The 24,506-nt window shown below is 56.3% G+C and carries 24 protein-coding genes and 1 tRNA gene; 15 read left to right on the top strand and 10 right to left on the bottom strand.

Going from position 1 to position 24,506, the window contains the following annotated elements; genetic code table 11:
• Window positions 1–13: 13 nt before the first annotated feature.
• On the bottom strand, window positions 14–709 hold the full coding sequence (locus CU103_RS01755; RefSeq protein ID WP_106662607.1) for a Tim44/TimA family putative adaptor protein: 696 nt from the start codon (window positions 707–709) through the stop codon (window positions 14–16).
• A gap of 177 nt (window positions 710–886) precedes the next feature.
• Between CU103_RS01755 and CU103_RS01750 the strand changes: the two genes are divergently transcribed.
• Window positions 887–1,372, top strand: a complete 486-nt coding sequence (locus CU103_RS01750) for an FxsA family protein (RefSeq protein ID WP_106662189.1) — start codon at window positions 887–889, stop codon at window positions 1,370–1,372.
• 119 nt (window positions 1,373–1,491) lie between these two features.
• The gene (gene secB / locus CU103_RS01745) at window positions 1,492–1,998 is read left to right on the top strand and encodes a protein-export chaperone SecB (RefSeq protein ID WP_245448538.1); all 507 of its coding nucleotides are present in this window, start codon (window positions 1,492–1,494) and stop codon (window positions 1,996–1,998) included.
• A 48-nt stretch (window positions 1,999–2,046) separates the two neighbouring features.
• Here secB and dnaQ read toward each other — a convergent pair whose 3' ends face one another.
• The 5 genes from dnaQ to CU103_RS01720 form a co-directional block, all read right to left on the bottom strand.
• Window positions 2,047–2,763: a DNA polymerase III subunit epsilon gene (gene dnaQ / locus CU103_RS01740; protein WP_106662188.1), complete on the bottom strand. Its 717-nt coding sequence runs from the start codon at window positions 2,761–2,763 to the stop codon at window positions 2,047–2,049.
• A 71-nt stretch (window positions 2,764–2,834) separates the two neighbouring features.
• Window positions 2,835–3,416 (bottom strand): dephospho-CoA kinase, encoded by a 582-nt coding sequence (coaE, locus tag CU103_RS01735; protein WP_106662187.1) that lies wholly within the window; start codon window positions 3,414–3,416, stop codon window positions 2,835–2,837.
• A complete protein-coding gene (locus tag CU103_RS01730; RefSeq protein WP_106662186.1) occupies window positions 3,413–4,261 on the bottom strand; it encodes a shikimate dehydrogenase in 849 nt (282 codons plus the stop codon). The genes coaE and CU103_RS01730 overlap by 4 nt, the downstream gene beginning before the upstream one ends.
• Window positions 4,254–4,853 carry a Maf-like protein gene (locus tag CU103_RS01725; protein WP_106662185.1) on the bottom strand — a complete coding sequence of 200 codons (600 nt, stop codon included), beginning with the start codon at window positions 4,851–4,853 and terminating at the stop codon, window positions 4,254–4,256. The genes CU103_RS01730 and CU103_RS01725 overlap by 8 nt, the downstream gene beginning before the upstream one ends.
• Before the next feature lie 36 nt (window positions 4,854–4,889).
• Window positions 4,890–5,711, bottom strand: a complete 822-nt coding sequence (locus CU103_RS01720) for a pyruvate, water dikinase regulatory protein (RefSeq protein WP_106662605.1) — start codon at window positions 5,709–5,711, stop codon at window positions 4,890–4,892.
• Between the two features lie 413 nt (window positions 5,712–6,124).
• Here CU103_RS01720 and hemE point away from each other — a divergent pair, with 413 nt between their 5' ends.
• The 3 genes from hemE (at window position 6,125) to rho (ending at window position 9,174) form a co-directional block, all read left to right on the top strand.
• Window positions 6,125–7,156 carry a uroporphyrinogen decarboxylase gene (gene hemE / locus CU103_RS01715; RefSeq protein WP_106662184.1) on the top strand — a complete coding sequence of 344 codons (1,032 nt, stop codon included), beginning with the start codon at window positions 6,125–6,127 and terminating at the stop codon, window positions 7,154–7,156.
• A 17-nt stretch (window positions 7,157–7,173) separates the two neighbouring features.
• Window positions 7,174–7,713 carry a protoporphyrinogen oxidase HemJ gene (hemJ, locus tag CU103_RS01710; RefSeq protein WP_106662183.1) on the top strand — a complete coding sequence of 180 codons (540 nt, stop codon included), beginning with the start codon at window positions 7,174–7,176 and terminating at the stop codon, window positions 7,711–7,713.
• A 195-nt stretch (window positions 7,714–7,908) separates the two neighbouring features.
• On the top strand, window positions 7,909–9,174 hold the full coding sequence (gene rho, locus CU103_RS01705; protein ID WP_027230937.1) for a transcription termination factor Rho: 1,266 nt from the start codon (window positions 7,909–7,911) through the stop codon (window positions 9,172–9,174).
• 2 nt (window positions 9,175–9,176) lie between these two features.
• Here the strand turns inward: rho and CU103_RS01700 are convergent, their stop codons facing one another.
• Complete coding sequence (locus CU103_RS01700) at window positions 9,177–11,183, bottom strand: thioredoxin domain-containing protein (RefSeq protein WP_106662182.1); 2,007 nt, start codon at window positions 11,181–11,183, stop codon at window positions 9,177–9,179.
• 73 nt (window positions 11,184–11,256) lie between these two features.
• Between CU103_RS01700 and mnmE the strand changes: the two genes are divergently transcribed.
• The 5 genes from mnmE to CU103_RS01675 all read left to right on the top strand — a co-directional run bounded on the left by mnmE (window position 11,257) and on the right by CU103_RS01675 (window position 17,592).
• Entirely contained in the window at window positions 11,257–12,591 is a 1,335-nt protein-coding gene (gene mnmE, locus CU103_RS01695; protein ID WP_106662181.1) for a tRNA uridine-5-carboxymethylaminomethyl(34) synthesis GTPase MnmE, read from the top strand.
• A gap of 728 nt (window positions 12,592–13,319) precedes the next feature.
• Window positions 13,320–15,185, top strand: coding sequence for a tRNA uridine-5-carboxymethylaminomethyl(34) synthesis enzyme MnmG (gene mnmG / locus CU103_RS01690; protein WP_106662180.1), 1,866 nt, complete (start codon window positions 13,320–13,322; stop codon window positions 15,183–15,185).
• Entirely contained in the window at window positions 15,182–15,823 is a 642-nt protein-coding gene (gene rsmG / locus CU103_RS01685) for a 16S rRNA (guanine(527)-N(7))-methyltransferase RsmG (RefSeq protein ID WP_106662179.1), read from the top strand. The genes mnmG and rsmG overlap by 4 nt, the downstream gene beginning before the upstream one ends.
• 54 nt (window positions 15,824–15,877) lie before the next feature.
• Window positions 15,878–16,672, top strand: a complete 795-nt coding sequence (locus tag CU103_RS01680) for a ParA family protein (RefSeq protein WP_210203695.1) — start codon at window positions 15,878–15,880, stop codon at window positions 16,670–16,672.
• A gap of 38 nt (window positions 16,673–16,710) precedes the next feature.
• Window positions 16,711–17,592, top strand: a complete 882-nt coding sequence (locus CU103_RS01675) for a ParB/RepB/Spo0J family partition protein (protein WP_106662177.1) — start codon at window positions 16,711–16,713, stop codon at window positions 17,590–17,592.
• 8 nt (window positions 17,593–17,600) lie between these two features.
• Here the strand turns inward: CU103_RS01675 and holA are convergent, their stop codons facing one another.
• Window positions 17,601–18,650 (bottom strand): DNA polymerase III subunit delta, encoded by a 1,050-nt coding sequence (gene holA, locus CU103_RS01670; RefSeq protein WP_106662176.1) that lies wholly within the window; start codon window positions 18,648–18,650, stop codon window positions 17,601–17,603.
• An 80-nt stretch (window positions 18,651–18,730) separates the two neighbouring features.
• Window positions 18,731–19,639 (bottom strand): LysR substrate-binding domain-containing protein, encoded by a 909-nt coding sequence (locus CU103_RS01665; protein WP_106662175.1) that lies wholly within the window; start codon window positions 19,637–19,639, stop codon window positions 18,731–18,733.
• Window positions 19,640–19,771: 132 nt separating this feature from the next.
• Between CU103_RS01665 and argH the strand changes: the two genes are divergently transcribed.
• The 5 genes from argH (at window position 19,772) to CU103_RS01640 (ending at window position 24,324) form a co-directional block, all read left to right on the top strand.
• Window positions 19,772–21,205, top strand: coding sequence for an argininosuccinate lyase (gene argH / locus CU103_RS01660; protein ID WP_106662174.1), 1,434 nt, complete (start codon window positions 19,772–19,774; stop codon window positions 21,203–21,205).
• Window positions 21,206–21,248: 43 nt separating this feature from the next.
• Window positions 21,249–22,148 (top strand): amino acid ABC transporter permease, encoded by a 900-nt coding sequence (locus CU103_RS01655; protein WP_106662173.1) that lies wholly within the window; start codon window positions 21,249–21,251, stop codon window positions 22,146–22,148.
• Window positions 22,145–22,915 carry an amino acid ABC transporter ATP-binding protein gene (locus CU103_RS01650; RefSeq protein ID WP_280954573.1) on the top strand — a complete coding sequence of 257 codons (771 nt, stop codon included), beginning with the start codon at window positions 22,145–22,147 and terminating at the stop codon, window positions 22,913–22,915. Before CU103_RS01655 ends, CU103_RS01650 begins: the two co-directional genes overlap by 4 nt.
• A gap of 34 nt (window positions 22,916–22,949) precedes the next feature.
• Window positions 22,950–23,780 carry an ABC transporter substrate-binding protein gene (locus tag CU103_RS01645; RefSeq protein WP_106662172.1) on the top strand — a complete coding sequence of 277 codons (831 nt, stop codon included), beginning with the start codon at window positions 22,950–22,952 and terminating at the stop codon, window positions 23,778–23,780.
• A 73-nt stretch (window positions 23,781–23,853) separates the two neighbouring features.
• A complete protein-coding gene (locus CU103_RS01640; protein ID WP_410010359.1) occupies window positions 23,854–24,324 on the top strand; it encodes a GNAT family N-acetyltransferase in 471 nt (156 codons plus the stop codon).
• Between the two features lie 95 nt (window positions 24,325–24,419).
• Here the strand turns inward: CU103_RS01640 and CU103_RS01635 are convergent.
• Window positions 24,420–24,494, bottom strand: a tRNA-Gly gene (locus tag CU103_RS01635).
• Window positions 24,495–24,506 lie beyond the last annotated feature (12 nt).

The raw sequence follows: 24,506 nt of genomic DNA, 5'->3' as shown, positions 1-24,506 counted from the left end.
TCTCAATCGCTGATCAATCTTCGGCTTCGGTCGCGACCAGCTTCCAATTGGGATCTTTCGAACGTGTGTCACGGGCGAAGGTCCAGACATCCTTGACCTCGGCAACGGATTCCTTGTCGCCATCGATCACGTTGCCGTCCTTGTCGAGCGTTGCCGAAATCAGCTCGCTGATAATTCGGACGGTGACGTGGGACTCGGTGCCCTTCATCTCCGCACCAATGATCTCCGCCTTGTTGATGCCGACAAACGACGACTGCACTTTCTCACCGCGCGATTCCCGGTCAGCAATCGCAGCGACGAAACCGTCGAAGACTTCGCGGGACAGCAAGGATTTGAGTGTCTTGCGATCGCCGTCGGCAAATGACATGACGATCATTTCGTAGGCCATCTTCGAGCCCTCAAGGAATTTTGAGGGTTCGAACGAAGGGTCGACGTTCTGAATCGCACGCAAACCGTCATTCAGCGGCGTGCCGGGCTTCGCGATCGCATCAACTTTTTCGAAGCTGCTCTCCTTCACTTCACCACGCCGCGGCAGGGAAACGACATTGTCGCCTGGCTTTGTCTTGTCATCGACTTCGGCGGTACGCGTATAAGGATTGAATGGAGGGCGTTCGTTGCCGGTGCGCCGGCCAAGGACCTTGCGCAGCTGGAGGAAGATCACCACTGCCGCCACGAAGAAAAAAATCGTTCCAAAGTCCAAATATTCCATGTCGCCTGCCATTCATCCCAAAGTTCGTTACGGCCTTCGATCTTCTGCCGAAATACCAAAATCATATAGATTGCCAGAGGCAATCATACAAATGCTCATCTTGCTTGCCTATATAGGCATGAAATTGACGCCGGGTATGGATAATAACCGGATATCTCATTCGAAAGGTAAATTAGTTTGCGATCGTCTCTCGTGCCTTTGCTCTTTCTGGCGCTGCCGTTTCTGGAAATCGCCGGTTTTATTGTGGTCGGCAGCGAGATCGGCGTGCTGGCAACGCTCGGTCTTATCGTCCTGTCGATCTTTCTCGGCGTCTTCCTGCTGCGTTTTCAAGGCTTTGGGCTCATTCAGAAAATTCGCGAAGAAACAGCCGCTGGCCGAACGCCAAAACGCGAGCTCGTTCACGGCGTGATGCTGGTCTTTGCCGCATTCCTGTTGATCATTCCTGGCTTCATCACCGACATTATCGGTCTCCTGCTGTTCATACCGGCGGTGCGAGACATTGGCTGGCGCTTCGTCAGCGACCGGGTGATTGTGGTGCGGCCCGGCAACCATGGAACATCTGGACCCGGAGCATCGCGTCGAAAGGACCGGGTTATCGAACTCGATCCCGAAGATTATTCCCGTAAGCCCGACCCGGACTCCCCATGGAACCCCAAGCCGTAGCCGGAATGAAACGATAGGATTAGAGTGCGTGCCTTGCCTCGCTAAGGCACACATGCTAGCGAGCCATCATTCATTCGATACCGTGCATAACGGACGTAACAGAAGAAGGTTTCCAGACAATGGCTCAAAAGCCTGATGAAAAGGCCGGGAACGGCAATGAAGTGACCAATGGCGAGGGAACTGGCCAGCAGCAGTCGTTGAATATACTGGCACAGTATGTGAAGGATCTGTCGTTCGAGAGCCCCGGCGCTCCGCTGTCTTTGCGGCCGCGCGACAAGGCTCCCGGCATCAGCATCAATGTCAACGTCAATGCCAATCCAATTGCGGAGAACGACTTTGATGTAGTTCTGACGCTGTCGGCCAAAGCCGGTGAAGGCAAGGAAGTCCTGTTCAACGCGGAACTCGTCTATGGAGGCGTTTTCCGTCTTGTCGGTTTCCCGCAGGAGCATTTGCTGCCGCTGCTGTTCATCGAATGCCCGCGCCTGCTGTTCCCGTTCGCCCGTCAGATCATTGCCGAGGCAACGCGCAATGGCGGTTTCCCGCCGCTGATGATCGACCCGATCGATTTCGCGCAGATGTTCCAGCAGCGCATGGCCGAAGAACAGGCCAAGGCGAAAGTCAGCTAAAGCCAGCTGTTTCGAGACAGTGAAAACCCGGGTCCAGGCCCGGGTTTTTTATTGGAGTTCAACGGCGGCGCGGCGCTCGTTCCAGATGGCTTTCTCACCAATCTTTTCCACCAGTTTGGCATGGGCCAGTTTCTCCGATTCGGTCAGACGTGGCGCAAGCGGTACAGGCCGGCGTGATATCACGATCGGTCCCGATGCATCGCTGGTCTGTTGGTTGTTGGATTGCTCCGCAATCGTGAGGCCCAATGCCGCCTGCTTGCCGCCGATCAGCTCGATATACACTTCCGCGAGAAGCTGCGAGTCCAGCAGCGCGCCGTGCATGGTCCGGTGGCTGTTGTCGATGCCATAGCGACGGCACAAAGCATCGAGAGAATTCGGGCCCATCGGGTGCTTTCGCCGCGCGAGCGCCAATGTGTCAACCACGCGATCATTGTGTATCGGTGGATGTCCAAGGCGATTTAGTTCTGCATTGATGAAGCCCATATCGAACATCGCATTGTGCGCGATCAGCTTGGCGCCATCGATGAAATCGAGGAAATCATGGAGGATCCCGGCGAAAAGCGGCTTGTCGGCAAGCTGGTCGTTGCTGATGCCGTGCACGGCGAGCGCGTCCGGATGCACAACCTTGCCCTCGGGATTGATATAGACGTGAAATGTACGGCCTGTGGGGAAGCGGTTGACCAGTTCGACGCCGCCAATTTCGATGACCCGGTCATCCAGCCGGTCAAGCCCTGTCGTCTCCGTATCGAATATAATTTCGCGCATGGAATCATCCTTTTGCCCAAATTCCACGAATTGGCCAATTCGGGCAAGGGGAGATGGGTTCTGTCCCCCGCCTATCCTGACAGGAGGCCGATAATCTTGCGGACCTCGGCCCGGGTCACATCGAAATCATGGCGGGTGTCGATGATGAAATCCGCGCGCGCGCGCTTTTCCGCATCCGGTGTCTGGCGGGCAAGGATCGCATCGAATTTTTCTGGCGTCATGCCGGGACGTTCAAGAACGCGCTTTCGCTGGACATCCTCGGGTGCCGTAACGACGAGTATCTTGTCCACTCGACGATCGGCACCGGTTTCAAACAGCAGTGGAATATCGAGAACGATCAGTCTTGCGTCACGCGACTGTGCGTCATCGCGAAACCTGTTTTCCTCGGCGCGTACCAGCGGATGGATAATTGCCTCAAGTTTTTCCAGCGCCTTTGGCTTACCCACGACTACCATCGAGAGCTTCGTGCGATCGACTTTGCCGTTCTTGGTGGTTCCGGGAAATGCCGCTTCAATCAGCGGAACCGCCGCACCCGTATAGAGCGAATGAACGGCCTCGTCAGCCGAGTAAACCGGTATCCCTTCATCGACAAACATCTGCGCCGATGTGGATTTTCCCATGCCAATCGAGCCGGTGAGGCCAAGGACGATCATTTGGATCGCCTGCTTAAGCTGTGTTGGTTCATATCGGCCAGGATCAGTTGACGCAGCGCCGGCGTCACCTCCGGCCTGACGCCGAACCAACGCTCGAACCCTGGTACTGCCTGGTGCAGCAGCATACCGAGGCCGTCGGCGGTTTTCAGGCCAAGTTCCCCTGCCGACCTCAGCAGCGGCGTATCAAGCGGCACATAGACGATGTCGGTTACCAGCGCATCCGGCTCGGCTCGCGACAGATCAACGGCGGCATCGGCGTTGCCTTCCATCCCGAGCGAAGTCGTATTGACAATCAATGCGGCGCCTTTCAGCAGTTCTGGAATTGCGCGCCATTCATGCGCAGTGATCCCTGCGCCAAAACGGTCTTCCAGCTGCTTGGCCCGGTCAACCGTGCGATTAACGATGCGAATGTCGTTGAAACCACGCTGCTTTAGCGCATAGACCACGGCGCGGCTTGCACCGCCCGCGCCCAATACCATTGCTGATTTATTCCTGTCCCAGCCAGGACGGAGTGCATCGAGATTGGCAACGAAACCATAGGCATCCGTATTGCCACCACAGAGTTTCCCGTGGTCGAACCACAATGTGTTGACCGCACCGATCTCTTCGGCAGCCGGGTCATGCTGATCGCACAGCGCAAATGCATTTTCCTTATGCGGAATCGTCACATTGCCGCCGGCATAGCCATTTCGTTGAAGGCTCTGCACGAAATCGGCAAAACCTTCTGGCGCGACTTCGATAGCCTGATAGGAACCGCTCAACCCGTATTGATTCAACCAATGGCCGTGGATCAGCGGTGAGCGCGAATGGCGAATGGGGAAACCTGTAACAAAAGCCTTAGCCATCGATGGCACCTTCGCGGCGCAATTCTTCAAGCAGTGGCAAAAGCGGCAAGCCGACAATCGTGAAGTAGTCGCCTTCGACCTTTTCGAAAAGCTGCACCCCTTCCCCCTCATATTGGTAAGCGCCCACACTCTGCAGGGCCGCCGTTCCGACACGCGACAGGTGCCTGCCGATGAAACCCGGGTCGAGATCGCGCAAAGTCATGCGGACGACAGACACGTGACGCCACAATGTTTGACCATCCCTGGCGAGCACCACCGCACTGTTGAGATGATGCGTCCGGCCCGACAGTTTCAGCAACTGCCGCCGCGCGGCTTCCATACTATCCGGCTTGTGCAAAACTTCGTCACCAAGGGAGAGGGTCTGGTCCGAGCCTATCACCAGTGCTGAAGGATTTCGCTCGCTGACGTCGATCGCCTTGGCTTCCGCGAGCACCAGTGCAACATCTTCAGGCGTCGCGCCACTGTCATAGAGTGGCGCCTCTACCGCCCGCTCATCGATACCGGCTGAATTCGCCGTGAACGCGACGCCAGCATTCTTCAGCAACGTTGCTCGGAACGGGCTTTTGGAGGCTAGAATGATGTTCATTGTCATATCTTCGTTGCCTGAAATCGTTTTGCCCCAATTCCGTTATCGTCCCTCTGCGCGCAGGGCAAGAACAGCAGCAGCAGTTTCTTCGATTGAGCGGCGGGAAACATCGATCATCGGCCAATTGTGCCGGTGGCAGATCTGCCGTGCATAGGTGAGTTCCTCGATAATATTGGCCCGGTCGAGGTATTGGTCGGCGTCAAACCCATGCGTTGCACCGAGCACGCGATGCTGGCGCACCTGCGATATTCGTTCCGCCGAGGCTACCAGCCCGACAATCAGCGGCCTTTCGGAGTTTATCAAAACGTCGGGAATAGGAACACCGATTACGATGGGGACATTCACGGTCTTGATGCCGCGATTGGCGAGATAAATACTCGTTGGTGTTTTGGATGTGCGTGATATACCAATCAGAATCACGTCCGCCTCTTCGATGTCTGGCGGCAATTGGCCGTCATCGTGTTCCATGGTGAAGTTGAGCGCATCGATCCGCCGGAAATATTCGGCATTGAGAACATGCTGGGCGCCGACACGCCTTCCCGCCGGCGCACCCAGATAGGATTGAAAGATGGTCAGGACTGGTTCGAGAACCGATACGCAGGGAACTCCCAGCGCGGCACAGCCATCATTAATCATCGCCGCAAGCCGCTGATCGATGATTGTATAGAGGACGATGCCAGGCTCGGCATCTATGCCATCCAGCACCCGCTTCATCTGCTTTTCCGTACGGATCAATGGATAAACATGCTCTATCGCTCGTGCATGCGCATATTGCGCCGCAGCAGCGCGTCCAGCCGCGATGAGAGTCTCGCCGGTCGCATCAGAAATCATGTGAAGATGAAAGTAATTTACTGGTTTCGTCACAGAAATTTTGCACTCCTGTTGATGGCTGGGGACAATCAGCCAAAGCATCCACAACTGATGGCAGCCATGTGAATTATTGGCAAGTCATCCACAGCGAACCCGATTGTGGGCCGTTGTTCCGGCGCTTCCGGAAAACTGGGGATTGTTGCGACTCTTCGTCTTTCATTCCCCGACTTTCCACATATTTATTCACAATTAGCATTATCTTAAACCATTGTAATGATTATGTTTATGGAGCTTTCCACGTTCTTCCCGGATTTCAACCTTTGGTTTTCCGGATTTATGGCAGAAACTCCGGACTGTGGGAAAATGCTGGCAAATTGGTAATTCCCGATACAAACAGACTCTAAGAATCAGAAAACCCAAAGAAATCTAAATTTCTTTTTTAAAGAGTAAGGGTGGAGAGACTGACAATGGTTCGCAAAGTGCTGAAAGTCCTTGGAGGCGAGACTGTCTTTCCTCCTCCTGTCTGGATGATGCGCCAAGCTGGACGTTATCTTCCCGAGTACAGGCAGGTAAGGAAAACGGCTGGCAGTTTTCTCGACCTCTGTTACTCGCCCGATCTTGCGGTGGAAGTGACACTGCAGCCCATCCGCCGTTTTGGCTTCGACGCAGCAATTCTCTTTTCCGATATTCTTGTCGTCCCCCATGCGCTCGGCCGGGATCTCCGCTTTGAGGAGGGGCGCGGCCCTTTGATGACGCCAATCGACGTTGATGGAATATTCTGGCTGGAATCCGGTGGCGCTGCTGATCGCCTGGAGCCGGTCTATGAGACGGTGCGGCTTCTGCGGCAGCAACTCCCTACGGAAACAACACTGCTAGGCTTCTGTGGGGCTCCCTGGACCGTGGCGACCTATATGATTGCCGGCCATGGAACGCCTGATCAGGCCCCTGCCCGGCTTTTCGCCTATCGCAATGCTGAGGCGTTCCAGAAATTGCTGGATGTGCTAGCAGATGTTTCTGCTGAATATCTGATCCGGCAGATCGATGCCGGCGCGGATGCGGTGCAGATTTTCGATTCCTGGGCGGGCGTTCTCGATGAAACCTGCTTCGAGCAGTTTTGCGTGGCACCGGTGGCACGCATCGTCAAGAAAGTTCGCGCAGTTCATCCGGGCGTACCTGTTATCGGTTTTCCGAAGGGTGCAGGCGCGCTCTACGTCAACTACCGCGAGCGAACCGGCATTACCGCGCTCGGGCTGGATTGGTCAGTACCGCTGTCCATGGCGTCTTCGCTGCAAGGCGGTGGTGCGGTTCAGGGAAATCTTGATCCACTGCGGGTCGTTGCCGGTGGCCGTGCACTTGATGAGGGGGTCGATGCCATTCTCGATTCTCTGGGTCATGGACCGCTAATCTTCAATCTCGGTCATGGGATTACCCCGGATGCGCCTGTGTCGCACGTGGAACAGATGGTTCACCGTGTTCGCCAGGCCGCGCCGCGAAAATAGCACGGAAGGAAATTCGCATGACGACAACAAAACCGGATGAGGGCAGCGTCAGAAAAATTCCGGTGTTGCCACGGACCATCGCGGCTCTTGTGGCGATTGGTGGTATAACGCTTGCCGTCCTGTATCCGGCCGAATCCTACCTCTGGGTGAAGGCGATCCATGTCATCGCCGTTATCTCATGGATGGCAGGGATGCTCTATTTGCCGCGGCTGTTCGTCTATCATTGTGCTGCCGAACCCGGCTCTGTCCAGTCAGAGACATTCAAAGTCATGGAACAGCGGCTGCTCAAGGCAATTATCGATCCGGCCATGGGGATAACCTGGCTCGCGGGTTTGTGGCTCACGTGGCAATCGGCAGCCTATATGGATGGGTGGTTTCACGTAAAATTCCTGGCAGTCTTGATCTTGTCGGGTGCGCATGGCTATTTTTCCAAGGCAGTGCGGCTGTTTGCGCAAGACCGGAATGAAAAACCGGCACGCTTCTGGCGCATGATGAACGAAGTGCCGGCTGTGCTCATGATCATCATCGTCCTTATGGTCATTATAAAGCCATTTTGATCTATCATAAAAACTGCAGTCTCATATCAAATCCACTCATGAAACCTCTTGCCCTTGCTGACATGATTGGCTAGATAGGGGCCTCCTCTCTGGAAATACCGCCACAGCAATATCCAGCCATTTTCAGTGGCACTGCATTCAGGCATCGTCATTTCCCTTCCCCATTTCAAACATAGAATTAAGAGTTCCGCACACATGCAGGAAATGAAACTACAAGAACTCAAGAACAAGACAGCGGTCGACCTCCTTGCCTTTGCAGAGTCGCTTGAAGTCGAGAACGCTAGCGTCATGCGCAAACAGGAATTGATGTTTGCCATTTTGAAGAAGCTGGCTTCGCAGGAAGTCGAAATCATCGGCGAAGGTGTGGTCGAGATTTTGCAGGACGGCTTCGGCTTCATGCGATCCGCCAATGCCAATTATCTCCCGGGTCCCGATGATATCTATATTTCACCATCGCAAATCCGGCGTTTCTCGCTGAAGACCGGCGATACGGTGGAGGGCCCCATCCGGGGACCCAAGGAAGGTGAGCGCTATTTCGCCCTTCTGAAGGTCAACACGATCAATTTCGAAGATCCGGAAAAAATCCGGCACAAGATCCACTTCGACAATCTGACGCCGCTCTATCCGAATGAGCGTTTCAAGATGGAGTTGGAAAATCCGACGACAAAGGATCTCTCCGCGCGGGTGATCGATCTGGTAGCGCCGCTCGGCAAAGGCCAGCGTGGGCTGATCGTCGCGCCGCCACGGACCGGTAAGACCGTTCTGCTACAGAATATCGCGCATTCAATCACTGCCAACCATCCGGAATGCTACCTCATCGTGCTTCTGATCGACGAGCGCCCCGAAGAAGTGACCGATATGCAGCGCTCGGTGAAGGGCGAAGTTGTATCATCGACCTTCGATGAGCCGGCGTCGCGCCACGTCCAGGTTGCGGAAATGGTCATCGAGAAGGCCAAGCGCCTTGTCGAACATGGCCGCGACGTGGTCATTCTGCTCGATTCCATCACCCGTCTCGGCCGCGCCTACAACACTGTTGTGCCTTCATCCGGCAAGGTCCTGACTGGTGGCGTCGACGCCAACGCCCTCCAGCGCCCGAAGCGCTTCTTCGGTGCCGCACGCAATATCGAGGAAGGCGGTTCGCTCACGATTATCGCGACGGCACTGATCGATACCGGTAGCCGCATGGACGAAGTCATCTTTGAAGAGTTCAAGGGAACCGGCAACTCGGAAATCGTGCTCGACCGCAAGGTCGCTGACAAGCGCATCTTTCCGGCCATGGACATCCTCAAGTCCGGTACACGCAAGGAAGACCTCCTCGTGCCGCGTCAGGATCTGCAGAAGATCTTCGTTCTTCGCCGCATTCTCGCGCCGATGGGTACGACGGACGCGATCGAGTTCCTCATCGACAAGCTCAAGCAAACCAAGACCAATGGCGAGTTCTTCGACTCGATGAATACATAACCCTACGAAGTTGGGCGAAGAAGCGCTTCGAGTGCTCCTTCTGTTTCCACTGGTGCAAGACAGACAAGCCCGCGGCACAAATAAGCCGCGGGTTTTTTTATCGTTATCTCACCCCCGCCGGGCACGAGTACAATCTTCTTTTCCCTGTCGAAGGGAATCCAGATGTCCACGCGCCGCGGATCCGGATGACGGTTAGCCACCTGCATCAATGAATGCTCCTTGTCTGGCGTAACCAGTACGAGCTTCACCGGCTCGAGCAATAGGCTGGCGCTGTTGAGAACGCCAGCCTGGCCATAGCGTTGCTGCAGGACCCGGCCGAGCGCATTCTCGGCAATTCGTTCCGCATGCTGCCGCAATGTCTCGTCACTGGTGACAATCGCCAGACGGCTGATGGCTTCGATAATCTGGCTGGTCGCGCTTGGGATTGCCTCATCCTGATCCCCTCGCACGCGAACAATCACGTCCGCGCTGTCCGAAGCGCTGAGGGCATAATTACCGTCCTCAGTCCTATGCCATTCATCCAGCGCGGCAAGCCAGTGGCGTGCGTCCGTGACAAACGCTTCATCCTGCGTCGCTTGGTAAAGCGACAGGGCGGCGTTGATCATTGCCGCGTAGTCCGAAGAAAGTCCGGGGAACAGGCGCGAATCGCCCAATACCGAATGGGGGAGCCGTTCATCAACCATCGATTCGGAGATGGAACGGTATGCAATAAGGCTGCAATCAAGCCAATCCTTTCGCTCGAACGCACGTCCGGCTTCGGCAAGGGCGCGGATCATCAGGCCATTCCAGTCCGTCAATGCCTTGTCGTCCCGGCCAGGACGAATACGGTTCTCGCGCAGGGCAAAGAGCGCCTGACGCGCCTGCTTCAATTGTTTCTCGCTTTCAAGATCAAGAGCGTCGAGTGAATGCAAGCGATTAAGGATCGATTTGCCTTCCCAATTGCCCTGATCGCTCACATCATAAACGCGGCGAAACGCATCGAACTCGGAACTTCCCGGAATTTCGCCTGCCGTCCAGACATAGAACCGACCTTCCTCTCCTTCGCTGTCTGCATCGAGGCTGGAGGCGAAGCGTCCGTCAACCAGCATTTCCCGCTGCAGCCAGGCGACCGTCTCTTCGATTCGGAAGCGGAACAATTCATCACCGGTTTCGGCGAAGCCGAATGTCGCATGGCGAATAAATTGTGCATTGTCGTAAAGCATTTTTTCGAAATGCGGCACTAGCCATGAATCATCCACAGCGTAACGGGACAGTCCCCCGCCAAGATGATCATAGATTCCACCCTGCAGCATAGTCCTGAGACTAAGCAGAAACGCATCTCTATGGCGCTTTTCACCGGTGCGCAGCCAGGACAGCCACAATGTATCCATGAAAGGAGCGTTTGGAAATTTTGGCGCTCCCGCGAGACCGCCTCTGACATGATCGACCATCCCATGGATATTTTCGGAGAATTGATCAAACAGGTGCTTGTCAAGCGGCGAGGCGTCCGCCTTGGCATCAAGCCGAGCAGTGACATGCGTTGTCAACGCGTCGACATTCTGCTCGACGCGGCCGCGATCCTCATTCCAGACTCGGGCAATCGATTGGAGGACGTCGACAAAGCCCGGCCGGCCATAGCGCGAATGCTTGGGAAAATAAGTTCCGCCCCAGAATGGCTTTGCTTCCGGCGTCAGGAACATCGTAAGCGGCCAGCCACCCTGCTCACCCATGGCCGCCAGTGCAGCCATGTAGATCTGATCGATGTCCGGACGCTCTTCGCGGTCTACCTTGATGTTGACATAGAGCGCATTCATGAGAGCCGCTACTTCCGCATCCTCGAAACATTCATGTGCCATGACATGGCACCAATGACAGGCGGCGTAGCCGACCGACAGAAGTATGGGCTTTCCGGTCTCACGTGACTCTTCAAGCGCCGCCTTGCCCCATGGCCGCCAGTGAACCGGATTGTCCGCATGCTGACGCAGATATGGACTGGATTCGTGACCAAGAAGATTGGCTTGCTGAGACATAGGATTTTTCATGCCTTTTCGTATGAAACGCGGCGGTCTACAACGCTATCAGTGTAAGCCTGGACGGATTGAAATGAAACAGAACCATGTTTTCGCCGAGACGATTTTCGCCCTCTCCAGCGGCAGATTGCCGTCGGGGGTGGCAGTGGTCCGGATTTCGGGACCAAAGACTCGATTCGCCATCGAAACAATCTGCGGCAACCTTCCGGAGGCGCGCCACGCCGCTTTGCGGGTGTTCAAGGACGCCGAAGGCGGGGCAATCGACAGGGGCCTGGTCCTCTATTTCCCGGCTCCACATAGCTTCACCGGCGAGGATAGCTGTGAGTTTCATCTGCACGGCGGCAAAGCGGTCGTCGATGCAATGCTATCGACGTTGTATGCATTCGAGGGTTGCCGGATGGCAGAGGCCGGAGAATTCACGCGCCGGGCTTATGCTAATGGAAAATTCGATCTGACGGCTGCCGAAGGACTAGCCGATCTCATTGCCGCTGAAACCGATAGCCAGCGCCGGCTCGCGCTGCAGATCTCGTCGGGCGCACAGGCGGAGCTATACTCGACCTGGCGAAACGAGCTGATCCGCGCTCGCGCGTTGATAGAAGCGGAGCTTGATTTCGCAGATGAATCCGACGTACCCGGCTCAGTGTCCGATCAGGTATGGCACTCCATGCGCGAACTTGCTGATCGGATTGGCAAACACATTGCGGATGGAAAGCGCGGCGCCATCGTCCGCGATGGCTTCCGCGTGGTTATCGTCGGCGCGCCCAACGCCGGAAAGTCGAGTTTGCTCAATGCATTGGCTGGAAGCGACGTTGCCATCGTATCGGACGAGCCGGGGACGACACGCGATCTGATAGAGATCAAACTTGATCTCGCTGGTCTCCCAGTCCTGGTGACGGATACAGCTGGTTTGAGGGAAACCCAAGGCAAGGTTGAAAAGATTGGCATCGGCCGCGCGCTTGAACGAGCATCCTCGGCCGATGTGGTCCTGGCGCTCACCGACCTGTCCGATCCAATCGCGCCTGCTCTCAACGTTATAGAGACCGGTGCCATGCTCCGGGTTGGTACGAAGTCGGATTTGGCTCCTGCGTCAGTTGCAGCAGACTATGATCTGACGATTTCGACGCGGAACGGAACAGGGCTTGAGGATCTCCTGAGAGTTCTTGCCCATCGAGCGGAGTTGGCCGCTGGCGATCTCTCGGACCCATTACCGACCCGGCGCCGGCACCTGGAGCTGCTCGTTGAAACGAGCAAGGAGATCGACGCTGCTATCTGCGAGGAGACAGCTCCTCTTGAAGTCCGGGCCGAGTTCCTGCGCCGGGCGTCGCATTCGTTGGGGCGCATCACGGGCGACGTAGACGTCGAGGATATATTGGATGTGGTTTTCTCGCAGTTTTGCATTGGCAAATGATTCACGTGAAACACATGGATTTCATGGATAACTCTTCGCCACAGAATACAGTGCCCCGATCCCACCCGCACCTGCGGCACGACCTGCTCCATCGAGCGCGGAGGTGGCGATCCCTGCTTCGACCCTGCCCCTGGACGGGGGGGTCGGATTGCGGGTCCGGGGTGGAGTGGAGCAGTTGTTCCTGCCTTGCACGAAAATAATGCCGCCAACTTATCCACGTCCTCCAAACCTCGTTTATTCTAAAGCCGGTCCTTTCCACGGGGAACTGCTTCCGGAGCCGTTCGAAGCGGGGAAAGGACCGGCGCCTCCGATGGCGGGGAACGGACCCGCTGTCCGGGGACGTTCTGTCCAAGGGTTCCCCTGCCGGTACTAGGACCGGCGCGTGCTGGACGAGCACTCTAAGGGGCACGCAGGTGACGCATGGAATGCCGCAAATGGCCTTCCCCGGTGCCGAAGCCTCCCAAGCGGAACGGACGGGATGAAAAGTCGCCGGACGGACGGCCTTCGGATCGCATTACTTAACTACCAAGACGCGCTTCGGCGACCGCCCGTCTTCCCCAACCACTCGATGGCCAGACTCAGAGAATGAGGGCGTGGCGGGGGGGTCGTCGCGAGCCGAGTTGAGCGTGGAATGTTTCACGTGAAACACTGTTTAGCGACTCATACTTGACTCACGACGCGGTTTTGCCCATCAAGGCTCAGATTCGAATCTCTGAAAGTGTTAGCCCGTGGAAGACGTTTTTGATGTCATCATCATTGGTGGTGGTCATGCCGGCTGTGAAGCAGCGGCTGCTTCCGCGCGCCTTGGCGCCAAGACAGCGCTCGTGACCCATCGTGCGGATACGATCGGCGTGATGTCTTGCAATCCGGCGATCGGCGGCCTTGGCAAGGGGCACCTCGTTCGTGAGATTGATGCCTTGGACGGCCTGATGGCGCGTGTTGCTGATGCCGCAGGTATCCAGTTCCGGTTGCTCAATCGCCGCAAAGGACCGGCGGTCCGTGGACCGCGCACACAAGCGGACAGGAAGCTATATCGCCTTGCCATGGGTCAATTGATAGCTGAGCAAGCCAATCTAACTGTCGTCGAAGGTGGCGCGAATGACCTCGTCGTGAACGACGGCGAGGTTGCTGGCGTTCAATTGATGGACGGCCGAGTGCTGACATGTGGCGCAGTCGTCCTGACGACAGGAACGTTTTTGCGCGGCCTGATCCACATCGGCGAGCAGAAGATCCCTGCGGGGCGAATGGGCGAGGCACCTGCCCTTGGCCTGTCTGACACGCTGGCCCGCCACGCGTTCGCTCTTGGCCGATTGAAGACCGGTACACCGCCGCGGCTCGATGGCCGTACGATTGATTGGCGGAGCTTGGAAGTCCAATCAGCCGATGAAGACCCATTGCCATTCTCGTTGATGACGGATTCAATCGAGAACCCGCAGATAGATTGCGGAATTACGCGTACGACGCCGGAAACTCATGCGATCATTCGCGCCAATCTCCATCGTTCCGCCATGTATTCGGGTTCGATCGAAGGAATTGGACCGCGATACTGCCCTTCGGTTGAAGACAAGATCGTGAAGTTTGGGGACCGTGATGGTCACCAGATATTCCTTGAACCGGAAGGTCTTGATGATCACACTGTCTACCCCAACGGCATTTCAACTTCGCTGCCCGAAGACGTGCAACTGGATCTGCTGAAGACGATTCCGGGCTTGGAGCGCGCAACGATGCTGCAGCCTGGCTATGCGATCGAGTATGATTTCATTGATCCGCGCGAGCTCGATCGGAGTTTGCAGACGCGGCGTATCGGCGGCCTGTTCCTGGCTGGCCAGATCAATGGCACTACCGGTTATGAAGAAGCTGCGGCACAAGGGTTGCTCGCCGGTCTAAATGCTGCACGGCGCGCTGGTGGTGCAGAACCGGTTATTATCCAGCGGACGGAGGCATATATAGGCGTCATGGTTGATGACCTGACGTCTCGTGGCGTAAGTGAGCCGTACCGCATGTTCACTTCCCGTGCCGAGTTTCGGCTGTCGTTGCGAGCAGACAATGCGGATGAGCGTTTGACGCCGATGGCAGAGCGGCTCGGCATTCTCGGTACCGCGCGCAGGGATCGCTTCCGCGTTAGGACACATGATCTCGAGCGCGCGCGTGCGTTGGCGAAAGAACTGACGATTACACCAAGTGCTGCGGCGGCGCATGATCTTCATCTCAATCAGGATGGAATCCGGCGGTCAGCCTACGATCTGCTGGCCTTTCCGGACATTGACCTTGATCGGATCAAGCGCATCTGGCCGGAGCTTGGCATCATCGATAAGCGCATAGCCGACGCGCTGGAGATCGAAGCGCAGTATGCGGTCTATCTCGAACGGCAGCGAGCGGACGTGGCGGCCATGGAGCGCGAAGAATCGCTGCTTATTCCACAGTCGATCGATTTTTCCGAAACATCGGGCCTGTCGAATGAGTTGAAGCAGAAGCTCAAGCTGCGAGCGCCGCGCTCCATTGCCGAGGCCCAGCGTATTGACGGCATGACGCCTGCAGCCTTGGCTTTGATCATCACTCAGATACGGCGAGCCACCGCGCGGGACGTAGCGTGAGTTCTGACCGGGAAAAACGCCTGCAAGAAGTATTAGTCCATGTTTCACGTGAAACAGTGGATAACCTGTGCGCTTTCGAAGAACTCTTTCGTAAATGGTCGAGAGCCATCAATCTGGCCTCACCCTCCACACTCGATCACCTCTGGGAACGCCATATTATCGATAGCGCCCAGCTTTTTGAAATGGCACCAACGGCAACGCGTTGGCTGGATTTGGGCTCGGGCGGAGGATTTCCCGGCGTAGTGCTGGCGATCTTGCTGAAAGAGCGCCTAGGTGGCCGAATCGATCTGGTGGAAAGCAACGGAAAGAAAGCTGCTTTTTTGCGGACAGCCCTTGGCCAATTTTCGGCGCCCGGAATTGTTCATGCCGCGCGAATCGATGCCGTTTGGGCCGAAATACGAGGCCCGGAAGTCATTACCGCCCGCGCACTCGCACCATTAGGCGACCTGTTTGTGCTTGCGGAGCCATGGCTGACTGCCGGTGCGACGGCCCTTTTTCAAAAAGGACGGGATTACCGCAGGGAAATTGTGGAAAGCCGTGACGCATGGACGTTTGATCTGGTAGAACGAGCAAGTGTGGTCGACCGAGATTCGGTCGTGTTGCAGATCAGCAATTTGCGGCGCGCCAACGTGAACTGACTATGACTGCACCCATCCGATTGCCAGGAACGGTGTTTTGCGCAGGAAACAGTGATGAACAGCCAGACTCGTATCATTACCATAGCCAATCAAAAGGGCGGTGTCGGAAAAACCACGACGGCAATCAACCTTGCTACAGCGCTGGCGGCGATCGGGGAAAATGTCCTCATCGTCGACCTCGATCCGCAGGGCAACGCAAGCACGGGCCTCGGCATTGATCGGAAGGATCGCGAGATATCTTCTTATGACGTCTTGATGCAGACCGCCTCTGTTGAAGCGGCCGCCGTGTCGACTGCCGTCCCCAGCTTGTCATTGATCCCATCAACGCTTGATCTTCTTGGTGTTGAAATGGAAATTGCTAATGCGCCAGACCGCGCAACGCGTTTGCGCAAGGCTTTTCGCGGTAATCCAGCTGCTTCGCCGTTTACATACATACTGATTGATTGTCCGCCATCTCTCAATCTGTTGACGATGAACGCCATGGCTGCTGCGGATTCGGTTCTGGTTCCTTTGCAGTGCGAATTTTTTGCGCTCGAGGGTCTGAGCCAGCTCCTTGAAACCGTAAACCAAGTGCGGACTGCGCTCAACCCTAACCTCACCATTCAGGGTATTGTGCTCACCATGTATGATGGGCGCAACAATCTGGCGACTCAGGTGGTCGACGATGTGCGGTCTTTTATGGGCGACAAGGTCTATCGCACTGTCATTCCGCGTAATGTGCGGGTTTCAGAAGCTCCGTCTTATGGTATCCCGGCCATCCTATATGACCTGAAATGCGCTGGAAGCCAGGCCTATCTGCAACTGGCGTCTGAAGTTATCCAGCGGGAGCGGCATTTACGCGCCGCATGATCGATTCGAATACGAAACATTTATGAGAGCCTGTGACAATGAATGAAGATCTGTCAAAAAAGCGCCTTGGTCGCGGCCTTGCGGCACTGATCGGCGAGATGGACCGTCTGCCGGAAGAAAATGCAGCCCCCGTTGCCACTCTCGATCGTCAGGTTCCTATCGAGTTCGTCACGCGTAACCCGCGCAATCCGCGGCGCTTGTTCACAGAGGGTGATCTTGAAGATCTGACCCAATCCATCCGGGAGCACGGCATCGTGCAGCCCGTCGTGGTCCGTCCGGTCAAAGACTCGCCAGATCACTATGAGCTGATTGCCGGTGAGCGTCGCTGGCGCGCCGCCCAGCGGGCTGGACTTACCACCGTTCCCGTTATTATCCGTGAGGTCAATGACCGCGTCGCGCTGGAACTGGCGATCATCGAAAACGTCCAGCGTGCAGATCTAAATCCCATCGAAGAAGGCATGGGATATCAACAGCTTATTGATGACCACGAGTATACTCAGGCAGATCTGGCACAGGTGATTGGCAAGAGCCGTAGCCATGTTGCCAATACGCTTCGGCTGCTGAAACTGCCTGAGCCGGTCCGCGACATGATCACCAATGGCGCATTGTCGGCTGGGCACGCGCGGACACTGATCACGGCCGAAAATCCTGGTCCCCTCGCGGACAGGATAGTTCGGGACGGCCTCTCGGTACGCCAGGCGGAGGCACTTGCACAAGGCGGTGGCGCCAAACCATCGGTCGCGAAGGTCAAAGCGGACGCGGACGACAAGGACGCTGATACGCGCGCTTTGGAGAAACTATTGTCGGATGTTACCGGTATGCGCGTGACGGTGAACCATCAGACCAAGGGTGGGGATGTTCGCATCCATTATACGACGCTGGAGCAGCTCGACGAGATTTGCCGCCGGCTGCAAAGCTAGTTCGTCCTTCAGCGATTATTCCGGGACGCCCGTGCGGCCTCCGCTGCAAGCGCGATCAAAGATTGCCGGATGACCGGAATTGCCAGAGCAGCGTTGCGCCGGCTTTCCAGTACGGTGCGTTGCAGGCGCTCGATAGCCTGGGAACAGGATTGTGTGGTCCAGCGCTGCAGGGCGGTCTCAACCAGTTTTTTCCTTCCAAAGAATATCGGTGGCCGTGCCGTAGCAACGGCTGACGCCGCGTTCTTTCCCTCGCCCTCCATGCCGTAACGTAACGTTTGTAACGACTGGAACTGACGAATCGCTGCGCTCAGGATGAGAAAGCTGGAGGATCCGGTTCCGATCACGCGATCAAAGGCGTGGGTAAAATCCGTCATGTTGCCGATCATCACGGCATCGATAATTGTTTCGTAAGATGTGGCGCTGACGTCGCCAATGATATCGCGCACGTCATTGATGGTGATGCGCTCCCGACCAAGCGCATAAAGGCATATCTTGTCGAGCTCGGCGCGGGTCGCCAGGCGGTCGCCGCCGAGGCTTTCCTTGAGCAGGTTGCGTGCATCAAGTGTTATCTGCAGCCGGTTCCTGGCGAGCATGTCGTCGATTGTGGCGTCGATCCCGCGAGCATCATCGCTGTAGCATGGCAGGGCCATGGCGCTGGCGCTTTGCTCGACTGTTCCACGTAACCCGGCGCCCTTTTTTAAATCCCCTGCTTCGATCAAAATGTATGTGCTGGCGGGCGGGCTTTTCGCAAGGTAGGCGACGGCGTCCACCAGTCCTTTTTGACCCGCTGCATTGCGCACCCAGATCAATCGCTCCCCGCCAAACATGGATATAGTGTTGGCTTCATCGGAAAGCCGGCCGGGCTCGGCTTGAATTTCGTCCGCATCAAGGCGAATCACAGCAAACGGATCATCCTGGGCGAGCCCGGTCAGTCTGATGAACAGCCCGGCTCGTTCGCTCACCAAACCCTTATCGGGGCCATAAAGCAAGACGATGGGATAGGCACGGTCCAACCGTTTCAGGAATGAATCAACTTCGTGTGCTTTCTTCTGTGCCATGGGAGTCGGGTTTACTGGTTTGTGCGGAGATTGCAAATAACATGAAGGATAACGGCCATATAAATGTATGAATTAGTTGGCTAACGATATTCTGCAGGCATCAAACTCACTTCGTGAAGGAGCCAATCAAGAAAGACCCGCATGGCTGGCCGCTGCGGTCTGTCGAGGGGGCATGTTAGCCAATAGGCATGGCGGCTGACGAAGCCAAACCCTTTGGGATTCGCCAGTTTTCCGCTCTCGAGTTCGTCGGCAATGAGACCACGCGGAACCAGCGCAAGTCCCTGTCCCGCGATGGCGGCACGAATAACCAAAGCATAGAAACCAAAATGGGTGATGCGCTCTGGTGTGAAGTCGGAAATTGCATGGGCGTCTGCAAACTCGCCCCAGCGCAACGGGGTATGCTTGTGATCCAGCAGCGGAAACTTTTGAATGTCGTCGGGTCTGTCGACACCACCAAGACGGGCAATGAAATGCGGCGCGCCGACAAGCGCAACGTTTTGGCCGAAAAGGTAATGGTTGCTTTGCCCCGGCCAGTCGCCCTCGCCAAACCGGAACGCTGCATCTGCCTGGTTGATCAATTCATTGTTCGCGAAGGTGGATAGCTCCACGTCGATTTCCGGATGTGCTTCTGCAAAGCCGGCAAATCGCGGAATCACCCAGCGATCGCCCATGATTGGAAGAATGTGGAGTTTGATGGCGTTTGGCGATGAGCCGAGTGCCGCGACCCTCAGCACAGCATTTTCCATGGCACCAAGCGCTGCACGGGCTTCGGTCACGTAGATGCGGCCCGCCTCCGTCGTTGAAAGTCCGTAGGGTGTCCGAATGAAAAGTGGCAAGCCCGCGAGTTGTTCCAGCGCCAGCAACTGTTTGCTGACGGCGCTCTGCGTCATGTTCAGAGCTTTGGCACAGGCGGTCGTACTGCCATGCTCAGCAATGGTTACGACCACCTGCAGAGCGCGGGTTGAGGGATAGATGCGAGCAGATACCATTGCCTCAATCCTGGTTCCGGATCATTGGATAGGGTATTCCATTTCGGAATGGATATGCGAATTCATTTCGTTTGTCGTCCCCAAAAGGCGGCCATAAGCTTCAAACAACAAAAAACAAGGGAACCGAACGAAATGACCGAACAGTCCGTCCGTCTGTGGGGGGCTCGTTTCAGGACGAGTCCATCGCCAGAATTAATCGCGCTCTCCCGTTCGGAGAGCAGCTACTTCCGGCTGGTTCGCTATGATCTAACCTCGTCCATGGCCCATGCCAGGGAGCTGGTCCGGGCAGGCATCCTGACGGCGGCGGAGGCAGACGAGGTTTGCGCGACGCTTGAAACCATTGGTGCGGACTACGAGGCGGGGAGGATCAAGCCATCGCCAAGCGATGAAGACATCCACACGTTCCTCGAGCGCATTCTTGGCGAGCGCGTAGGTATTCTCGGTGGCAAGCTGCGCGCTGGCCGGTCGCGCAATGATCAGGCCGCCAATGACCTGAAACTTTATCTTCGCGATGTCGCCCGTCACATCGGTTCAGATATTCTCAACCTTCAAAACGCGCTTGTCGAGCAAGCAGAAGCCCACATCACGACACTGACCACAGGCTTTACCCACCTGCAGCCGGCGCAACCAGTAAGCTTTGCCCACCAGCTTCTGGCCCACGCCCAGACATTTGCCCGCGATCTCGACCGCCTTCGCGATTGGGATAAGCGCGCGGCACGCTCGCCCTTGGGGGCCGCCGCCTTGGCGGGATCGGCAATTGCCCTGCAGCCAGAACTCTCCGCGCGGGAGCTTGGCTACGACGCGCCTTGCGAAAACTCGATAGATGCGGTGGGCAGCCGTGACCACGTGGCGGAATTCCTCTTCGTCATGGCAATGTTCGGCGTCCACCTGTCGCGGCTCGCCGAGGAATTGTTCCTATGGTCATCACGTCAGTTCCGCTGGATCGAAATGGATGATGGCTATGCGACCGGCTCGTCGATTATGCCGCAGAAAAAAAACTGCGATATCGCCGAACTGACGCGCGGTCGCGCCTCGCGGTTAATCGGCAGTCTGACTACCATGCTGGTGGCGCTCAAAGGCCTCGCTTTCGCCTATAATCGTGACTTGGCTGAAGACAAACATGCAGCCTTCGATACGATTGATGCGCTGACGCTGGTCGTGCCGGCAATGGCTGGATTGATCCGCACCATGCGTGTCAATGCCGATATCATGCGGCGGCAGTCCGTTGAAGGCTTCACCCTTGCGACCGAAGTCGCTGACTGGCTGGCGAAAAGTGGTGTTCCATTCTCCGAAGCCCATGAAATCACCGGGGCTCTCGTTCGCTATTGCGAGGATAAATCAATCGGTCTGGAAGATTTGAGTGACGCCGACCTTGCCGCTGTCGACGAGCGGCTATTGCCGTCGATCAAGATGAGCCTGTCACCGCAGGCGGCAATCGAAGCGCGAAAGGCCTACGGTGGCACGGCGCCTGATCGTGTGAGGGAACAGATCGCCCGGCTAAAAAGCGTTCTGGATGGCCAAAAAGAGTGGCTTTCGTCCTATGCAGGTCCCAGAGCTGAGCGTTAGTCTCAAGTTTCCCCCATACCGCGACCCCCGAAAGGTGAGAACAATGGCGAACACCCAAAGTGCAGCTTCCATTCCACCGATAAAATATTCCGTAGCGCATTTACACCACCAGCCGCGCCGGCATTACGGCCGCTGGCTCGCGGCGACCCTGATTGTCTTGGCGCTCGCGCTCATCATCAATGCTTTTGCGCATGGACAGATCGCTTGGCCCGTGGTTGGCCAGTTCCTTACTGCTCCAGCAATACTCTCCGGTCTGTGGAGCACGATCCTGATGACAGTCTGTGCTATGGCGTTGGGCCTCGCGCTCGGGGTCATTTTCGCGATCATGATCATGTCACCGAACCCGGTACTCAAATACGTGGCGGTATTCTACATCTGGTTCTTCCGCGGTACGCCATTGCTGTTGCAGCTGTTGCTCTGGTTCAACCTTGCGTTGATTTTTCCAACGCTTGGAATTCCGGGACTTTTCGAGATGCGCACGGTCGATTTCATGACACCTTTCATGGCAACGCTGCTCGGCCTTGGCATCAATCAGGGAGCTTATACGGCGGAGGTAGTGCGAGGAGGCATCCTTTCGGTCGACAACGGGCAGATCGAGGCGGCAAAGGTGATCGGCATGACACGCCTCACGATGCTGCGCCGGATTATCTTGCCGCAAGCCATGCGCGTCATCATTCCTCCGGTCGGCAATGAGGTGATCAGCATGGTGAAGCTGACTTCGGTTGCGAGCGTCATCCAGTATGCAGAAATTCTGCGCAATGCCCAGACGATCTACTATGCCAACAACCGCGTCATGGAACTGCTCATTGTGTCGGCCATCTGGTACCTGGCAGTCGTGACAATCCTTTCCATCGGACAGCACCTGCTTGAAAAGCACTATTCAAAGAGCCTCGGACGCCGAAACGCCAAGCGCGTCGCACCAGCCGCAGCGGAAGGAGCATGAATATGCCAGCCATGGTCGTCGCTGTCGGTCTGCATAAATATTTCGGAAATTTCCATGCGCTCGATGAGGTCTCGCTTGAGATTCAGCACGGGGAGGTGCTTTGCATCATCGGTCCGTCCGGCTCGGGCAAGAGCACGCTTCTGCGCTGCATCAACCAGCTGGAACGTATCGACTCCGGCGCTGTCTGGATCGATGACGAACTGGTCGGCTTCAGGCAGGAGGGCGACAAGCTCTATGAGTTGAACGATGCGGAAATCGCACGGCAGCGCCTATCGAGCGGCATGGTCTTCCAGCGCTTCAACCTTTTTGCACATATGACAGTGCTCGAAAACATCATCGAGGGACCGGTAATCGTCCAGAAGCGCGCGAAGAGCGCCGTTATTCCCGAGGCGCTAGCGCTGCTGGAACGGGTTGGCCTCAAAGACAAGCAACATGCCTATCCGAGTGAACTCTCGGGCGGACAACAGCAACGCATCGCCATTGCCCGCGCGCTCGCGATGAAACCGAAGCTTATGCTGTTTGACGAACCGACGTCGGCGCTTGATCCGGAGCTTGTGAGCGAGGTTCTTGCAGTGATGCGCGATCTCGCCAACAGCGGCATGACCATGATCGTCGTCACTCATGAGTTGGGTTTTGCCCGCGAGGTAGCCCACCGCGTCGTGTTCATGGATCAGGGCCGTATTATTGAAACGGGACCGCCGCAGCAGGTTCTAAACAACCCGCAAGAAAAACGCACCCGGGACTTTATCGCAGCTGTTCTGGCCTGAGACCAAACAAATTCAAACAGAGAGGAACAAAAACATGAAACGCATTACCAAACTTGCCACGATCAGCGCGGCAATTGCCTTCAGCTTTCCTGTCGTGGCGCAGGAGCTTCCTGCCCGGATAAAGGACGCCGGGAAGATCATCATTGCGACCATGCCGAATTATCCGCCGATTACCTACAAGGATCCTGCGACGAACGAACTGCAGGGCTTTGATATCGAGCTCGGTGAGGCCATTGGCAAGGAACTGGGCATCAAGGTCGAGTGGCAGGAAATCGCCTTTGCGCAAATGCTCCCCTCCCTCCAGACTGGCCGCGTGGACCTCGCCATGGCGGGTATGAGCGACAAGAAAGCGCGCCAGGAGACCGCCGATTTTGTCGATTACCTTACATCTGGCGCGCAGTTCTACACGTCCAAAGCACTTGCTGGCGAAATCAAGACTGTCGACGATCTTTGCGGAAAGTCCGTCGGCGCCAGCCGTTCCACCGATTGGCCCGCACAGATCACTGCATGGAGTGATGCCAATTGCGTTGCCAAAGGCAAACCAGCCATCATGGTGATGGGCACGGAAGGCTCAGCTGACGCGCGTACGCAAATCAAGAGCCAGCGCTTGCAGGCAGCTGCCCAAGGCAATGAAACATTGCCGTACAATCAGAAGCTTGAGCCGGACACCTATGTGGCACTAGGGGAACCCTTTAGCCAGTCCCTGGCGGGAATTCCTGTTCTGAAAACGGAAACGCAGCTTCGTGACGCTGTCAAGATCGCGCTTGAGAGGCTGCAAGCCAATGGGACCTATGATGCGCTCCTGGACAAATATGGCCTGAAGGCCAACAAACTCGCGCCGGTCACTGTCAACCAGGGCAATTAGGCCTGCCTGAAAGTATTATCACATTGGGCGGTTCTGGCATGGTGCCGGGCCGCCCTTTTAGCAATGAAGGGGAATCGAAGTGATCAAGGTGAGCCTCTCAAATCCATCGGATCATGCAGCACTCGCGGTCCTTTTTGAAGAGATGCAGGCATATTATCAAGTGTCGTGTCCAGCGCGTGATAGGATCCTGGAAGGCCTTCAGAATATCCCCCGCGGGACGGAAATTCTGGTTGCTGAAACGGACCAGATTATCGGTTTCGCCGCTTTTTCATCCGTTTACCCGGGACCAGGTCTCCAATCCGGCATGTTTCTCAAAGAGCTCTTCGTTTCTGGAGCCCACCGTGGCAGCGGCGCGGGAACACGTTTGATAAAAACGATGGCACGCCTTGCAATCGAACGTGGACATAATCGCGTTGATTGGACTGCCGACCGCAACAATCCTGGGCTTAGAGCTTTCTATGAGAGACTAGGCGCCTTGCCAAAACCAGAAAAGGTATTTTACCGGCTCGATGGTGCGGCGCTTCGCGCCACCGCAGAGCAATGAATTTCAGGCCTGCGGCTTAGTACATGCCTTGACGACAAAGCAAAAAGGCGTCCCGAAAGACGCCCTTTTTAAGTGCTTCAAATGTTTAAGCAAACTGGAGCGGGAAATGGGATTCGAACCCACGACCCCAACCTTGGCAAGGTTGTGCTCTACCCCTGAGCTACTCCCGCATGTGCCAGTCT

Origin of the sequence: Phyllobacterium sophorae (genome assembly GCF_003010965.1) — a bacterium.
GTDB classification, from domain to species: Bacteria; Pseudomonadota; Alphaproteobacteria; order Rhizobiales; family Rhizobiaceae; genus Phyllobacterium; species Phyllobacterium sophorae.
Note: the sequence above shows the minus strand (reverse complement) of the source record. Positions and strands in the feature narration are given on the sequence as shown.

What these genes read in the sequence shown, in the direction of transcription:
- CU103_RS01650 (WP_280954573.1), top strand. Translation starts at nt 22,145, where the DNA reads ATGAATATGCCAGCCATGGTCGTCGCTGTCGGTCTGCATAAATATTTC.
- hemJ (WP_106662183.1), top strand. Translation starts at nt 7,174, where the DNA reads ATGACGACAACAAAACCGGATGAGGGCAGCGTCAGAAAAATTCCGGTG.
- coaE (WP_106662187.1), bottom strand. Translation starts at nt 3,416, where the DNA reads ATGATCGTCCTTGGCCTCACCGGCTCGATTGGCATGGGAAAATCCACA.
- CU103_RS01700 (WP_106662182.1), bottom strand. Translation starts at nt 11,183, where the DNA reads ATGTCTCAGCAAGCCAATCTTCTTGGTCACGAATCCAGTCCATATCTG.
- mnmE (WP_106662181.1), top strand. Translation starts at nt 11,257, where the DNA reads ATGAAACAGAACCATGTTTTCGCCGAGACGATTTTCGCCCTCTCCAGC.
- holA (WP_106662176.1), bottom strand. Translation starts at nt 18,650, where the DNA reads ATGGCACAGAAGAAAGCACACGAAGTTGATTCATTCCTGAAACGGTTG.
- CU103_RS01645 (WP_106662172.1), top strand. Translation starts at nt 22,950, where the DNA reads ATGAAACGCATTACCAAACTTGCCACGATCAGCGCGGCAATTGCCTTC.
- CU103_RS01755 (WP_106662607.1), bottom strand. Translation starts at nt 709, where the DNA reads ATGGAATATTTGGACTTTGGAACGATTTTTTTCTTCGTGGCGGCAGTG.
- rho (WP_027230937.1), top strand. Translation starts at nt 7,909, where the DNA reads ATGCAGGAAATGAAACTACAAGAACTCAAGAACAAGACAGCGGTCGAC.
- CU103_RS01725 (WP_106662185.1), bottom strand. Translation starts at nt 4,853, where the DNA reads ATGACAATGAACATCATTCTAGCCTCCAAAAGCCCGTTCCGAGCAACG.
- CU103_RS01730 (WP_106662186.1), bottom strand. Translation starts at nt 4,261, where the DNA reads ATGGCTAAGGCTTTTGTTACAGGTTTCCCCATTCGCCATTCGCGCTCA.
- CU103_RS01675 (WP_106662177.1), top strand. Translation starts at nt 16,711, where the DNA reads ATGAATGAAGATCTGTCAAAAAAGCGCCTTGGTCGCGGCCTTGCGGCA.
- CU103_RS01665 (WP_106662175.1), bottom strand. Translation starts at nt 19,639, where the DNA reads ATGGTATCTGCTCGCATCTATCCCTCAACCCGCGCTCTGCAGGTGGTC.
- hemE (WP_106662184.1), top strand. Translation starts at nt 6,125, where the DNA reads ATGGTTCGCAAAGTGCTGAAAGTCCTTGGAGGCGAGACTGTCTTTCCT.
- CU103_RS01680 (WP_210203695.1), top strand. Translation starts at nt 15,878, where the DNA reads ATGAACAGCCAGACTCGTATCATTACCATAGCCAATCAAAAGGGCGGT.
- dnaQ (WP_106662188.1), bottom strand. Translation starts at nt 2,763, where the DNA reads ATGCGCGAAATTATATTCGATACGGAGACGACAGGGCTTGACCGGCTG.
- secB (WP_245448538.1), top strand. Translation starts at nt 1,492, where the DNA reads ATGGCTCAAAAGCCTGATGAAAAGGCCGGGAACGGCAATGAAGTGACC.
- CU103_RS01655 (WP_106662173.1), top strand. Translation starts at nt 21,249, where the DNA reads ATGGCGAACACCCAAAGTGCAGCTTCCATTCCACCGATAAAATATTCC.
- argH (WP_106662174.1), top strand. Translation starts at nt 19,772, where the DNA reads ATGACCGAACAGTCCGTCCGTCTGTGGGGGGCTCGTTTCAGGACGAGT.